This is a genomic window from Nocardioides sp. Z38_18 (assembly GCF_058215695.1).
Genome location: NZ_JBZAJE010000001.1, coordinates 884,144 through 898,182, shown reverse-complemented (window position 1 = coordinate 898,182; position 14,039 = coordinate 884,144). Strand labels below are relative to the sequence as shown.

Annotated in this window: 12 protein-coding genes; 4 read left to right on the top strand and 8 right to left on the bottom strand. The window is 71.9% G+C overall.

Annotated features, from left to right (window positions below):
* Positions 1–2: 2 nt before the first annotated feature.
* The 5 genes from AC4BGC_RS04265 to AC4BGC_RS04245 form a co-directional block, all read right to left on the bottom strand.
* On the bottom strand, positions 3–302 hold the full coding sequence (locus AC4BGC_RS04265) for a DUF3017 domain-containing protein (RefSeq protein WP_490545852.1): 300 nt from the start codon (positions 300–302) through the stop codon (positions 3–5).
* Positions 299–1,192, bottom strand: a complete 894-nt coding sequence (locus AC4BGC_RS04260; protein WP_490554506.1) for a bifunctional methylenetetrahydrofolate dehydrogenase/methenyltetrahydrofolate cyclohydrolase — start codon at positions 1,190–1,192, stop codon at positions 299–301. The genes AC4BGC_RS04265 and AC4BGC_RS04260 overlap by 4 nt, the downstream gene beginning before the upstream one ends.
* A gap of 158 nt (positions 1,193–1,350) precedes the next feature.
* Positions 1,351–2,949: a bifunctional phosphoribosylaminoimidazolecarboxamide formyltransferase/IMP cyclohydrolase gene (gene purH / locus AC4BGC_RS04255; RefSeq protein ID WP_490554504.1), complete on the bottom strand. Its 1,599-nt coding sequence runs from the start codon at positions 2,947–2,949 to the stop codon at positions 1,351–1,353.
* Positions 2,946–3,557 carry a phosphoribosylglycinamide formyltransferase gene (gene purN, locus AC4BGC_RS04250; protein WP_490554503.1) on the bottom strand — a complete coding sequence of 204 codons (612 nt, stop codon included), beginning with the start codon at positions 3,555–3,557 and terminating at the stop codon, positions 2,946–2,948. Before purN ends, purH begins: the two co-directional genes overlap by 4 nt.
* Before the next feature lie 22 nt (positions 3,558–3,579).
* Entirely contained in the window at positions 3,580–4,863 is a 1,284-nt protein-coding gene (locus tag AC4BGC_RS04245; protein ID WP_490554502.1) for a cell division protein PerM, read from the bottom strand.
* Between the two features lie 65 nt (positions 4,864–4,928).
* On the opposite strand from AC4BGC_RS04245, the gene AC4BGC_RS04240 reads away from it, so the two are divergent.
* Complete coding sequence (locus tag AC4BGC_RS04240; RefSeq protein ID WP_490554501.1) at positions 4,929–6,740, top strand: hypothetical protein; 1,812 nt, start codon at positions 4,929–4,931, stop codon at positions 6,738–6,740.
* The gene (gene kynU / locus AC4BGC_RS04235; RefSeq protein WP_490554500.1) at positions 6,737–7,906 is read left to right on the top strand and encodes a kynureninase; all 1,170 of its coding nucleotides are present in this window, start codon (positions 6,737–6,739) and stop codon (positions 7,904–7,906) included. Before AC4BGC_RS04240 ends, kynU begins: the two co-directional genes overlap by 4 nt.
* 169 nt (positions 7,907–8,075) lie before the next feature.
* Here the strand turns inward: kynU and sucD are convergent, their stop codons facing one another.
* A complete protein-coding gene (gene sucD, locus AC4BGC_RS04230) occupies positions 8,076–8,987 on the bottom strand; it encodes a succinate--CoA ligase subunit alpha (RefSeq protein WP_490545864.1) in 912 nt (303 codons plus the stop codon).
* Positions 8,988–8,989: 2 nt separating this feature from the next.
* A complete protein-coding gene (gene sucC, locus AC4BGC_RS04225) occupies positions 8,990–10,177 on the bottom strand; it encodes an ADP-forming succinate--CoA ligase subunit beta (RefSeq protein ID WP_490554498.1) in 1,188 nt (395 codons plus the stop codon).
* Positions 10,178–10,416: 239 nt separating this feature from the next.
* Between sucC and AC4BGC_RS04220 the strand changes: the two genes are divergently transcribed.
* The gene (locus AC4BGC_RS04220) at positions 10,417–12,558 is read left to right on the top strand and encodes an alpha/beta fold hydrolase (protein WP_490554497.1); all 2,142 of its coding nucleotides are present in this window, start codon (positions 10,417–10,419) and stop codon (positions 12,556–12,558) included.
* A 22-nt stretch (positions 12,559–12,580) separates the two neighbouring features.
* On the opposite strand, the gene AC4BGC_RS04215 is transcribed toward AC4BGC_RS04220, so the two are convergent.
* Entirely contained in the window at positions 12,581–12,967 is a 387-nt protein-coding gene (locus AC4BGC_RS04215; protein ID WP_490545869.1) for a cobalamin B12-binding domain-containing protein, read from the bottom strand.
* 232 nt (positions 12,968–13,199) lie between these two features.
* Between AC4BGC_RS04215 and AC4BGC_RS04210 the strand changes: the two genes are divergently transcribed.
* A complete protein-coding gene (locus tag AC4BGC_RS04210; RefSeq protein WP_490554495.1) occupies positions 13,200–14,000 on the top strand; it encodes a M23 family metallopeptidase in 801 nt (266 codons plus the stop codon).
* The last annotated feature ends 39 nt before the right edge of the window (positions 14,001–14,039 follow it).

Genomic DNA, 14,039 nt, shown 5'->3' with positions numbered 1-14,039 from the left:
GATCACGCTGGCTGGTTTGGGATCACGCTGGCCAGCACGATCAGCGTCGTACCCACCCCACCGAGCATGATCACGTCGACCCACCGGTTGCGGCGCACGCGCAGCATCCCGGCGTCACGGTCGGAGAGCACCGCCCGCATCACCGCCCCGAGCAGCAGGGCCGCACCGATCAGCAGCACGCCGCGCCGCCACGGGCCCAGCGCCACCACCAGCACGCCCAACGCGCTGACCGCGACCACGATCAGGTAGACGAGGCCACCCGGCGTGGACGGGATCTGGCGCGGTTCCTGCGAGGGGGTCACGAGCCGACGCGCTGCCCGTCACTGGTCTGGCCGTCATCGAGCTTCAGGCCGGCCTCGGCACGCTCGACCACGTTGGAGAGCAGCATCGCGCGGGTCATCGGGCCGACGCCGCCGGGGTTCGGGGACACCCAGTCCGCGACGTCCCACACCGAGGCGTCCACGTCGCCGGCGAGCTTGCCGTCGACCCGGGAGACACCGACGTCGAGCACGGCCGCACCGGGCTTGACCATGTCGCCGGTGATGATGCCGGGCACCCCGGCCGCGGCGACCACGATGTCGGCCTGGCGCACGTGCGCGGCGAGGTCACGGGTGCCGGTGTGGCACAGGGTCACAGTGGCGTTCTCCGAACGCCGGGTGAGCAGCAGCCCGAGGGGCCGCCCCACGGTGACGCCACGTCCCACGACCACGACCTCGGCGCCGCCCAGCTCCACGCCGTGACGACGCAGCAGCGTCACGATGCCGAACGGCGTGCACGGCAGCGGCGCCGGCTTGCCCAGCACCAGCCAGCCGAGGTTGGTCGGGTGCAGCCCGTCGGCGTCCTTTTCCGGGTCGATCTCACCCAGGACGGCGTTCTCGTCGATCCCCTTCGGCAACGGCAGCTGCACGATGTAGCCGGTGCAGGCAGGGTTCTCGTTGAGGCGTCGTACGGCGGCCAGGATCTCGTCCTGGGTCGCGGTGGCGGGCAGGTCCTCGCGGATGGACTCGATGCCGACCTCGGCGCAGTCCTTGTGCTTGCCGTTGACGTACCAGGTCGAGCCCGGGTCCTCCCCCACCAGCACGGTGCCCAGCCCGGGAGTGACACCGCGCTCGCGCAGCTTGGCCACGCGCTCGGTCAGCTCTGCCTTGATCGCCTTGGCGGTGGCGGTCCCGTCGAGCCTCTGTGCAGTCATGTGGTCATCCTGTCATCGGGAGGTTGTGCGCGTCGTGCGTGTTCGTTGTCGCCTCTGCTTGTCCGTCGCCGTGCCGGCTGTGGCGCCCTCTGCTTTGCGCCTCAGCGGTGTCTCGACACGCTCCACCACCCTCATCAGGTCCGCTGGCGCGTCCCTGATCAGTGCGCGAAATGGCGCGTGGCGGTGAAGTACATCGTCACGCCGGCCTTCTTGGCTGCCTCGATGGTGAGCTCGTCGCGCACCGAGCCGCCCGGCTGCACGATCGCGGAGACACCGGCGTCGATGAGGATCTGCGGGCCGTCCTCGAACGGGAAGAACGCGTCCGAGGCGGCCACGGAGCCGGCGGCCCGGTCGCCGGCGCGGGTGACCGCGAGCCGGCAGGAGTCCACCCGGTTGACCTGGCCCATGCCGATGCCGACCGAGGCGCCACCGGAGGCCAGCAGGATCGCGTTGGACTTGACGTAGCGGCACGCCTTCCACGCGAACGCGAGGTCGGCGAGCACCTCCGGGGAGGCGGCCTCGCCGGTGGCCAGCGTCCAGTTCGCCGGGTCGTCGCCCTCGGCGTCGACGTGGTCGACACGCTGGACGAGCACCCCGCCGCTGATCGCGCGGAACTCGACCGGGTCCGGGTTCTGGTCCACCGGGCAGCGCAGGATCCGGATGTTCTTCTTGCCCTGGAGCACCTCCACGGCGCCGTCCTCGTAGTCGGGGGCCACGATCACCTCGGTGAACACCTCGGCCACCTGGCGCGCCATCTCCACCGAGACCGGACGGTTCACCGCGATCACGCCGCCGAACGCGGAGACCGGGTCGCACTCGTGGGCCCGGCGGTGCGCCTCGGCGACGTCGGCACCGACCGCGATGCCGCACGGGTTGGCGTGCTTGATGATCGCGACCGCCGGGGCCTCGAAGTCACCGGCGGCCCGGCGGGCCGCGTCGGTGTCGACGTAGTTGTTGTAGGACATCTCCTTGCCGTGCAGCTGCTCGGCCGAGGCGAGGCCGCCGCGCCAGTGCCGGTAGAGCGCGGCCGGCTGGTGCGGGTTCTCCCCGTAGCGCAGCACGGCCGCCTTCTCCCAGGTCGCGCCGGTGAACTCCGGGAAGCCGGTGCCGTCGCTGGTGTCGGTGAGCACGCTGCCCATCCAGCTCGCCACGGCCACGTCGTAGGCGGCCGTGTGGGCGAACGCCTCGGCGGCCAGCCGCTTGCGCTGCTCGAGGGTGAAACCGCCCTCGGCGAGAGCGGCGAGCACGTCGGCGTACCGCTGCGGCGAGGTGACGATGGCGACCGAGGGGTGGTTCTTGGCGGCGGCGCGCACCATCGACGGTCCGCCGATGTCGATCTGCTCGACGCACTCGTCCGGGCCCGCGCCCGAGGCCACCGTGTCGGTGAACGGGTAGAGGTTGGAGACCACCAGGTCGAACGGCTCCACGCCGAGCTCGGTGAGCTGGGCGACGTGGTCCGGCAGGCGCCGGTCCGCGAGGATCCCGGCGTGCACCCGCGGGTGCAGCGTCTTGACCCGCCCGTCGAGGCACTCGGGGAACCCGGTCAGGTCCTCCACCTTGGTGACCGGCAGCCCGAGGTCGGCGATCAGCTTCGCCGAGCCGCCCGTGGAGACCAGCTCCACACCGGCGTCGTGCAGCCCGCGGACGAGCTCCTCGAGCCCGGACTTGTCGTAGACCGAGACCAGGGCACGCCTGATCCCGACCCGGTCGGGGGTGTTCTGGGGGCTGTGAGTGTCGGGCTGTGTGGGGTGGCTCATGAGCCGATCCGCACCTTCCTGTCGGTGATGGTGATGCCTTCACGGGCGATGCGCCCCACGCTGTCGACGAGCATGGTGCGCTCGGCGACCTTGATCCGGTCGTGCAGGGACTCGACGTCGTCGCCGTCCTCAACGGGCACGGTCGTCTGGGCGATGATCGGTCCGGTGTCCACGCCCTCGTCGACGACGAACAAGGTGGCGCCGGTGACCTTCACGCCATAGGCGAGCGCGTCGGCCGGCCCCGTCGTACCGGGGAAGGAGGGGCACAGCGCCGGGTGCGTGTTGACCACCCGGCCGGCGAACCGGCGCAGGAACTGCGGCCCGACCAGCTTCATGAACCCCGCCAGGACCACCAGGTCCGGCTCGTAGGCGGCCACGGTCTCGCTCAGGGCGGTGTCCCACTGCTCACGGGACTCGAAGTCGCCCACCTTCGCCACGAAGGTGGGTACGCCGGCGCGGTCGGCGCGCTCCAGGCCCTCGATGCCCCCGCGGTCGGCGCCGACGGCAACCACTTCAGCGCCGTACGCCGGGTCCTGCGTCGCGTCCAGCAGCGCCTGGAGGTTGGTGCCGGCGCCGGAGACGAGAACGACTAGGCGGGTGACAGGCACCGGCACAGGCTACCGAGGCCGGTCACGAGTCCGCTCCCCGGCGCTGCCACCAGGCCGTCGCCGACCCGGCGAGGAGCCCGCCGAGGCCCATCGCCATCAACGCGGCGACCAGTACCTCCGCCGCCGGGGCTCCGATGTCGGCCATCCGGCCGGTGCCCATCGGCCCTCCGGCCAGGGTGATCGCCACGGTCGTCAGCAGGGCTGCCCCGGTGCCGACGCCGAAGCCGCGCAGGGCGGCGGAGTCGTACGCCGCGACGCCGTAGGCGCGCTGGGCACGGAAGGCGCCGACCACCGCGGCCAGCACCGGCACCGCCAGCACCGCCATCATCCAGGGCGGCGTCGGACCGCTCTCGGGCAATGCGGCCAGGAGCGGGAAGGCCGGCACCGGCCCCAGCGCCACCACCGACGGCGAGACCACGGTGCCGGTGCCCACGGCGAACCCGGGCCCGAGCAGGTAGGCCGCACCGAGCAGGACGGCGTTCGGCGCGACCGCGAGCATCACCACGGCGTACATCACGTAGTCGCCCGGGCTCAGCTGCAGGCCGGACATCACCGTGGCGGCCTCGCTGAGGCCCAGCGCGAGCGCGACCAGGACCAGCAGCGCCGCGGCCGCGCACAGCACCAGGAAGGAGATGAGGGCTCCGTGGAGGACCGACCGGACCCAGCCCGGGACCAGGTCCACCCAGACCCGCAACCGGCCGGTGCCGGCAGCCATCCCCAGGGTGCCCACGAGACCGGAGAGCAGCAGTGAGCCGACGATCGTGCGGCCCAGTCCCGGGCTGGCGGCCTCGCTGGCCACCAGCACGCAGGTGATCACCGCGACCACGACGTAGAGGCCGGTGAAGATCGTCGCCGCGACGGCCAGCGTGCGGTCGTCCTCGACCGGCTGCGAGGTCGCGGCCGCCCACCGGCCGCAACGCAGGACGACCATCGCGATCAGCGCCGTGACGGCCAGCGGCACGATCCCCAGGGGGGTGCCGCCCACCGTGAGCTGGGAGCCGTGCCCGACCAGCCACACGTCGGCGCCGACGCGCAGCGCGTCGGTGGTCTCCCCGTGGGCGCCCGCGTCGGCCAGGAACCAGCCGATCACCGCGAGGCCCATGCAGGTCGCCATCGTCGTCGCCGCGGCGCCCAGGGCGGCCAGTCCGGCCGACACCGTCAGCGGCCGGCCCTCGGGCGCTCCGCTGCCCTCGGCGGGGCGACCGGTGAGCGCCCGGTACAGGCGCCCCGCAGGTCCCCCGAGGGAACGCCCCCCGGTACGTCGGGAGGAGCTCGCGGCCGATGGTCGGTTCAGCAGGTCAGTCATCGCACTCCATCCTGACCCAGGACTCCAGGGAGCCGCGTGAGGCACGCGGGTAACCTCGGCCTGTCATGCCTACGCCCACCCCGCCCGGATCGCCAGCCCGCGACTTCGAGGACTTCTACCTCGAGAGCCGTCGCCGACTGGTCCTCGAGGCCTACGCGCTGACCGGCGACATCTCGGCGGCTAGCAACGCCGTGCGCGACGCCTTCGTGGCCGCGAGCCAGCACTGGGACAAGGTCAGCGCCTTCGCCGACCCCGAGGAGTGGGTGCGTCCCCGCGCCTGGGCGATGGCCCAGCGGCGGCACGTGGGCCGCCTGTGGCGTCGCGACCGGGGCCTGACCCCCGAGCAGACGAGCGTGCTCGACGCCCTGCACGGGCTCACGGTCCAGCAGCGCAAGGTGCTGCTGCTGACCCACCTCGCACAGCTCCCCGCCGACCGGATCGGCCGCGAGCTCGGCGAGTCGCCCGACGCGGTGCGGGACCTGATCGACAGCGCCACCGAGGCCCTGGACCGTGACGTGCCCGCAGCCCTGGAGTCCCTGGTCCCGGTCGCCGAGGCCAGGACGCTCCCGCCGCCACCGGCCATCGCGAGCGGAGGGCGGCAACGCCGCCGGCTGCAGCTCGTCACCGCTGTCGTCATCCTGATGGCGCTGACGCTGGCCACCGGGACCTTCGTCACCGGAGGCAGCCAGGAGAGGGCCTCCGCGAGCGCCGGACAGGCGCCAGTGGACCCGGTCACCGAGGACATGCTGATCACCCCGGCGCAGGTGCAGGTCCTGGCGCCGCCGCAGCGCTGGCAGGTCGTGGAGACCTCGGACAACACCTCCGGGTCCGGCATCAACACGGTCTGCCAGGAGACCCGGTTCGCCGACCCCGAGGGCCGCGGGACGTTCGTGCGCACCTTCGCCACCCAGAGCTCCCCGGCGAAACCGTCGAACGGCAAGTACCTCCAGACCGTGGAGATCTCCCGGTCCCCCGCGGCGGCGGCCGCCGCCTACCGGACCACCCTGGGCTGGTTCGCGGGGTGCGGCCGGGTCCGGATGCAGCTGCTGAACACCTACCAGGTGCGCGGCCTCGGCGAGGAGGCGCAGATGCTGAAGCTGCGCAGCCCGGGACCCACCGGCCGGACCTACGTCGTCGGCCTGGCCCGCACCGGGTCGCTGACCGTCTCCACGGTGCTGGAGAGCCTCGGTGGCCGGCAGGTGCGCCTGAAGCCGGCGATGGGCCTGCTCACCACGGCGCTGCGCAACCTGTGCTCGGCCGGCCCGTCCGGGCCGTGCCCGGTCACGGTGACCGCGGCACCGGTGCTGCCCCCGCCCTCCGGGGAGACCCCCGGCACGCTCGCCGCGGGTGACCTCCCCCTGGTGGGCAGCATCGACCGCCCCTGGGTGGGGACCCGGCCGGTACCGGCCCGGCCCAACCTCGCCGCCACCACCTGCGACCGGACCAACTTCGTCAGGAACGGGTCACCCACCGCGATGACCCGCACGTTCCTGATCCCGAAGGCAGGCCTGCCCCGGCGGTTCGGGATCACCGAGACCTACGGCGGCTTCCCGACCCCCCAGCGCGCGGCCGCCCTGGTCCGGAAGGTCAGCGAGGCCATGCGCACGTGTGAGGACCGCGACCTCGGCGCCGAGGTGAGCAGCGAGGTCGCCCTCACCAAGGGCTACCGCGGGTCGGAGTACGCGCTGTGGCGCCTCGACAGCGAGATCGACAAGGGCAGCACGGTGGGCTTCTGGATGGGGGTGGCCCGGGTCGGCAGCTATGTTGCCCAGGTGACCTTCACCCCCACCGGCAAGAACGACGTCGACGAGCTCGCGTTCCAGACGCTGATGACCCGGGCACGCGACCGGCTCTTCGAGCTCCCGGCCAGCCGGTGAGCGCCTTCTCGCTGCCCCCCGGGCTGGTCTACCTCGACGGGAACTCGCTCGGCGCCCTTCCCGTCGGCGTGGCCGAGCGGGTCGAGGACGTCGTACGCCGCGAATGGGGACAGGGCCTGATCCGCTCCTGGAACGACGCCCACTGGATGGAGCTGCGGCGCCGGGTCGCCGGCCGGATCGCCCCGCTGATCGGGGTCGGGCCCGACGACGTGCACCTCGGCGAGAGCACCAGCGTGAGCCTGTTCAAGACCACGGTCGCCGCCGCGCGCCTGCGTCCCGACCGCCGCGTGCTGGTCGTGGAGCCCTCCACCTTCCCCACCGACGGCTACATCACCGCCGGGGTGGCCGAGTTGATGGGCCTCGAGCTGCGCTGGTGCGACCCGGCGGATCCGCTCGCCTCGGTGGACGAGGACGTCGCACTGCTCAGCCTGACCCACGTCGACTTCCGCACCGGCGCGATGTTCGACATGGCCGAGATCACCGCGCAGGCCCAGGCCCGTGGCGCCCTGGTCCAGTGGGACCTGTGCCACTCCGCGGGCGCCGTGCCGGTCGACCTCACCGGCGCCGGCGCCGACCTCGCCGTGGGGTGCACCTACAAGTATCTCAACGGCGGACCCGGGGCCCCCGCGTTCCTGTGGGTGGCCCCAGAGCACCAGGCCGCCGCCCGGCAGCCGATCACCGGTTGGATGGGGCACGCCAGCCCGTTCGCGATGGCGCGCGACTACGAGCCGGTCGCGGGCATCGGCAGCTTCGCCTCCGGCACCCCGCCGGTGCTGGCGCTCTCCGCCCTGGACGCTGCGCTGGAGGCCTTCGACGGCGTCGACCTCGGCGACCTGCGGGCCCGGTCGCTGGAGCTGACCGACCTGTTCATCGCGCTCGTCGAGGAGCGCCTGCCCGGGGTCTTCGAGATCGCCACCCCCCGCGAGCACGAGCGCCGTGGCAGTCAGGTCTCGCTGCGCCACCCGCACGCCTACGGCGTGGTGCAGGCGCTGATCGCCCGCGAGGTGATCGGCGACTTCCGCGACCCCGACATCGCCCGGTTCGGGTTCGCCCCGCTCTACAACACCCTCGAGGACGTGCGGACCGCCGTGGAGCGCCTCGAGCTGGTGATGCAGCGAGAGGAGTACGCCGACCCGGCGTACTCCTCTCGCAATGCCGTGACCTGAGCAGCCGGATTCCGGATAGTCCGAGACGTTTCCGTCGTCAAAACCCCCGATCGGGGACGGAATCGTCTCGGACTATCCGGCGGTGGGGTCAGCTGAGCCGGGCGCAAAAGACAGCGGGAGGAGTACGCCGGACCGGCGTGCTCCTCCCGCTGTGCTGTGTCTGGCTGGCCTAGAGACCCTTCAGGATCTCCCGCATCAGGTCCGCGGTCTCCGACGGCGTCTTGCCGACCTTGACCCCGGCGGCCTCGAGGGCCTCCTTCTTGCCCTGCGCGGTGCCCGCTCCGTCGGAGACGATGGCGCCGGCGTGGCCCATCGTCTTGCCCTCGGGTGCGGTGAAACCGGCGACGTAGCCCACGACCGGCTTGGTCACGTGCTCCTTGATGTACGCCGCGGCCTTCTCCTCCGCGTCGCCACCGATCTCGCCGATCATCACGATCGCCTTGGTGTCGGGGTCGTTCTCGAACGCCTCGAGGGCGTCGATGTGGGTGGTCCCGATGATCGGGTCACCGCCGATGCCGATCGCGGTCGAGAAGCCGTAGTCCTTGAGCTCGAACATCATCTGGTAGGTCAGCGTGCCCGACTTGGAGACCAGGCCGACCGGGCCGGAGCCGGAGATCGTGGCCGGCGTGATGCCGGCGAGCGCCTCGCCCGGGGTGATGATGCCGGGGCAGTTCGGCCCGATGATCCGCGTGGTCGAGCCCTCGGCGGCCTTCTTCTGCGCGTAGGCCCAGAACTCCGCGGAGTCCTGCACCGGCACGCCCTCGGTGATGATCACCAGCAGGCCGATGCCGGCGTCGATCGCCTCGATCACGGCGTCCTTGGTGAACGCCGGGGGCACGAAGGCCACCGACACGTCGGCGCCGGTCTCCTTCATCGCCTCGGCGACCGAGCCGAACACGGGCAGCTCGATGTCGTTGCCGTCAGGGTCCTGGTGGGTCACCGTGGTGCCGGCCTTGCGGGCGTTGACCCCGCCGACCACGTTGGTGCCCGCCTTGACCATCAAGCGGGTGTGCTTGGTGCCCTCGCCGCCGGTGATGCCCTGGACGATGACCTTGGAATCTTTGTTCAGGAAGATCGACATGTTCAGGCCCCTGCCGCGTCGTTGGTGGCTGCGTGTGCGAGCTCAGCCGCCTTGGCGGCCGCGCCGTCCATGGTCTCCTCGATGACGACCAGCGGGTGGTCGGCCTCGGCGAGGATCCGCCGGCCCTCCTCCACGTTGTTGCCGTCGAGGCGTACGACGAGGGGCTTGTTCGCCTCGTCGCCGAGGATCTCCAGCGCGCTCACGATGCCGTTGGCGACCGCGTCGCACGAGGTGATCCCGCCGAAGACGTTCACGAAGACGGACTTGACCTGCTCGTCGCCCAGGATCACGTCGAGACCGTTGGCCATCACCTCCGCGGAGGCACCGCCGCCGATGTCGAGGAAGTTGGCCGGCTTCACGTTGCCGTGCTTCTCGCCGGCGTACGCGACGACGTCCAGGGTCGACATGACCAGGCCGGCGCCGTTGCCGATGATGCCCACCGAGCCGTCGAGCTTGACGTAGTTGAGCCCCTTCGCCTTGGCCTTGGCCTCGAGCGGGTCGGCGGCGTCCTTGTCCTCGAAGGCAGCGTGGTCCTCGTGGCGGAAGTCGGCGTTCTCGTCGAGCGAGACCTTGCCGTCGAGCGCCTCGAGCACGTCGCCCTCGAGCCGCGCGAGCGGGTTGACCTCGACCAGGGTGGCGTCCTCCTCGACGAAGACGGTCCACAGCTGCTGCACCATGGTGATCGCCTGGTCACGCAGCTCGGCGGGGAAGCCGACCTCCTCGACGATCGCGGTGGCCTTGGCCTCGTCGACACCGGTGCCGGGGTCGATCGGGATCTTCTTCACCGCGTCGGGGTTGGTCTTGGCGACCTCCTCGATCTCCACACCACCCTCGACCGAGGCGATGCACAGGTAGGACCTGTTGGAGCGGTCCAGCAGGAAGGAGAAGTAGTACTCCTCCACCGGCGGGGTCGCCGGGGTGACCAGCACCCGGTTGACCGGGAGGTCCTTGATGGTCAGTGCGAGGATCGCCTCGGCGTGCTGCTGCGCCTCGTCGGGGGTCTTGGCGATCTTGACGCCGCCGGCCTTCCCGCGGCCACCGGCCTTGACCTGCGCCTTGATCACGGTGACTCCACCGATCTCCTCGGCGGCCGCCTTGGCCTCCTCGGCGGTCTGCACGACCGTGCCGAGTGTCGCCTTCACACCATGCTTGGCGAAGAGTTCCTTCGCTTGGTACTCCATCAGGTCCACGGGTCAACCGCTCCTTTGTGGCATCGTTGGCATCGAGCATTGGGTCTTGCTGAGACTCGATGGGCGCCCGGGATCGACCCGGCGTCCGCTCCGCCCGACCTTAGACCCCGAGAAGGCCACACGGCCACGTCGGGGCGCGGGCGTGGAACCCATAGAGACGCAGGTCACGTTGATGACGCGGCTGCGACCCCGGCGGCCGGCCGCTCGTGACCGGCGGCTCCCCCGCTCGTTGACCGGGCATGCCTCGCCCCACCGCGCTCGCCACGCTCCTGACCTGCAGCCTCCTGCTGGTCGCGGGCGTCCCCGGGCCCGCAACTGCCGCAGCCGCCGCGCTCCCCACCGGGACGGACCTCGCCTTCACCACCGAGGCGATCGAGATCTCGACGCTGGTCGGTCCTGGCTCGGACGTCCCGTGCACCGTGGAGGCCGACCTCTACCGCCCCGAGGGGGTGGACGCGGCCCACCCGGCGCCGGCGATCCTGACCACCCACGGCTTCGGCGGCACCAAGGACGACGACGGCCAGGTGGGCGCCGCGAGCGCGTTCGCGAAGCGTGGCTACGTGGTGATCTCCTACTCCGGGCTCGGCTTCGGCGGGTCCCAGTGCAAGATCACCCTCGACGACCGCGACCACGACGGCCAGGCGGGCAAGCAGGTCGTCGACGTGCTCGCGGGGAAGAAGACCTACACCCTGGACGGCGGCAGCGAGCCGCGCACGATCGACTACGTGGAGACCGAGGCGCAGGGCGACCCGAAGGTCGGGATGGTCGGCGGCTCCTACGGCGGCCAGATCCAGTTCGCCGTGGCCGCGCTCGACCCCAGGATCGACGCGCTGATCCCCACGATCACCTGGAACGACCTCTCCTACTCCCTGGCCCCGAACAACACCGACCAGGCCGATGGCGTCAGCTACGCCACCCCGGGCGTGGCCAAGAAGCAGTGGATCGGCCTGTTCTTCGCCCTCGGGATCGTGGCCGGGCTGGAGTACGGCGGCGCCGATCCGGCCCGCAACGTGGGCTGCCCCAACTTCACCGACCAGGCCTGCCTGGCCGCCGCACAGCTGCAGACCCTGGGCTACCCCGACCAGCCGACCCTGGACCTGGCCCGGGGCGCGTCGGTGTCCGACTACCTGGCCGACATCAAGGTCCCGACCCTGCTGGTCCAGGGGCAGCGCGACACCCTGTTCAACCTCCAGGAGGCCGTGGCCACCTACCGTGCCCTGAAGAAGCAGGGCACCCCGGTGGCGATGTCGTGGTTCTCCGGCGGCCACTCCGGCGACGGGGTGCCCGACGACCTGGACCTCTCCGGCGGGGTCGAGGGCAGCCACCAGGGACGCCGCTGGATCCAGTGGATGGACCGCTACGTCCGTGGCGACGACTCCGCCGACCCGGGCCCGGAGTTCGAGTACTTCCGGGACTGGGTCGACCGCACCCAGAAGGGCGTCGACGGGGCCTACGCCGAGGCGGAGACGTTCACCGGCGCACCGACCTCGACCCTCTACCTCGACGGCACGAACTCCTTGACCTCCTCACCGGCCGCGGTGAGGACCGGCACCGCCAGGTTCGCGGTCTCGCCGGTGGGCAGCTCCTACTCCGAGCTCTCCGGGATCGGCGGGATGCTCCCCAGCGAGCCGCCCCCCTCGGACACGCCGGGCACCTTCGCGGCGTACACCACCGCGCCGCTCCAGCGCGACGCTGTGCTCGTCGGCTCCCCCCGGCTCACAGTGCGCATCGACGCGCCCGTCGCCGCCACGGCCCAGGGAAGCGGAGCCGCCGGCAAGCTCGTCGTGTTCGCCAAGCTCTACGACCTCGCCCCGGACGGCACCCGGACCCTGCAGCACCGGCTCGTGTCCCCTGCTCGGGTCCGCGACGTCACCCGACCGGTGCAGATCGAGCTCCCCGCGGTGGCCCAGCGGTTCCCGGCAGGCCACCGGATCCAGCTCGTGGTCGCCGGCGGCGACAGCGCCTACGCCAACAACCTCACCGCCGGGCCGGTGACGATCAGCACGAGCCGGCAGAGCCCCGGGGTCCTGGAGCTCCCGCTGGTGGGAGCAGGTCCCGGCGCGGTGCCTGGCAATCCCGGACCGGAGACTCCGGGACCAGAGACTCCGGGGCCGGGAACGGGCGAACCTGCCGGCCCCAGCAGTGGCCACGGGCAGGCAGCCCCGGAGGAACCGGGCGGGCAGCAGGGCCAGCACGGACAAGCCGCCCAGGGCGCTGCGGTCGCAGCCGCCGGCGCGCTCCCCAGCACCGGTGGCTCCGGGGCCTCGGCGCTCGCAGAGACCGGCGCCGCCCGGGGCCTCACCGGTGTGGCGGCCCTGGGTCTGATGCTGCTGCTGTCGGGCCTGGTGCTGGTACGGCGCCGGACGCACCCGGACGTCTGAGACGGCCGGTCTGGGGCTCAGTTCAGTCGGGGAACCGCTGGCTCACCCAGCCGGTGATCTCGCCGGTGGTGGCGCCGGGGGTGAAGATCTTGGCCACGCCGAGCGCCTCCAGCGCGGGGAAGTCCTCCTCGGGCACGATCCCGCCGCCGAAGACCGCGATGTCGCCGGCGTCGCGCTCCTTGAGCAGCTCGATGATCCTGCGGAACAGCGTCATGTGCGCCCCGGAGAGCACCGAGAGCCCGACGAGGTCGGCGTCCTCCTGGATCGCGGTCTCCACGATCTGCTCGGGGGTCTGGTGCAGCCCCGTGTAGATGACCTCGTGACCGGCGTCGCGCAGGGCGCGAGCGACGACCTTGGCTCCCCGGTCGTGGCCGTCGAGCCCGGGCTTGGCCACCACAATGCGCAACATGGCTGCAGGTTAGCGGGTCACCACCGCCGCGTGAGCGGGGCCACAGGCGAACCAGCGTCGCCTCTGGGCGCCTTCATCGTTGACGTGCGTGAAAAGCAACCGCATTTCGCATGTCGTGACATGACCGTTATCGTGTTCGTCGCCTCCCACAAGGCCTAATGACGGGTATCACATGGCTAATCACCGCGCAGACCGCAGCCACCGGCCGCGACCTGCAGCCGGGCGACCCCAAGTGGCATCCGCGGGAGCAGGCGGGCGCCGTCGCGCCGACAAGCCGAAGCTCCTCTCGACGATCGTCCCGCTCCCCCTGCAGCTGCCGTCCGTGCCTGCGGTGGTGGGACTGATCAGCCTGGTCGCAGCCGGCGCCGGCGCGGTGCTCGTCGACGAGCAGCCCGCTGCGCCCCGCACCTTCCAGCTGTCCTCGGCCGGCCACCAGCACTCCGGCACCGACGCCGTCTCGGTGAACCTCGGTTCCCGCGAGCGGGCGATCAGCCGCGACTCCGAGCGCCAGGCGATGCAGGACGCCGCCCAGGCCGACCTCGAGGCCGCCGCCGAGCAGGACGCCGCCGAGCGCAACGCCGCCCTGAAGTCCCTCGGCAAGGCTGCCGAGGCCCGTGCGGGCGAGATCGCGAAGAACCAGTGGCAGCTGCCCACCACCGGCTACCGGTTGACCGGCCGGTTCGGCAGTTCCGGGAGCCTGTGGTCCAGCAACCACACCGGCCTCGACTTCGCCACTGCCTCCGGGACCCCCATCGTGGCCGTCGCCAACGGCGTGATCACCGAGACCGGGTCGGCGGGCGCCTACGGCAACCGCACCATCCAGACCCTCGCCGACGGCACCGAGATCTGGTACTGCCACCAGACCACCATCGGCGTCACCGTGGGGCAGCAGGTCGTCGGCGGCGCCCAGATCGGCACCGTCGGCTCCACCGGCAACAGCACCGGCCCTCACCTGCACCTCGAGGTCCGCCCCGGCGGCGGCGACCCGGTCGACCCGGCCCAGGCGCTGGCCTTCCACGGCGTCACCCCGTAGTCAGAAGGCCCGTAGTTCGTAGGCCCGTAGTCAGGAGGC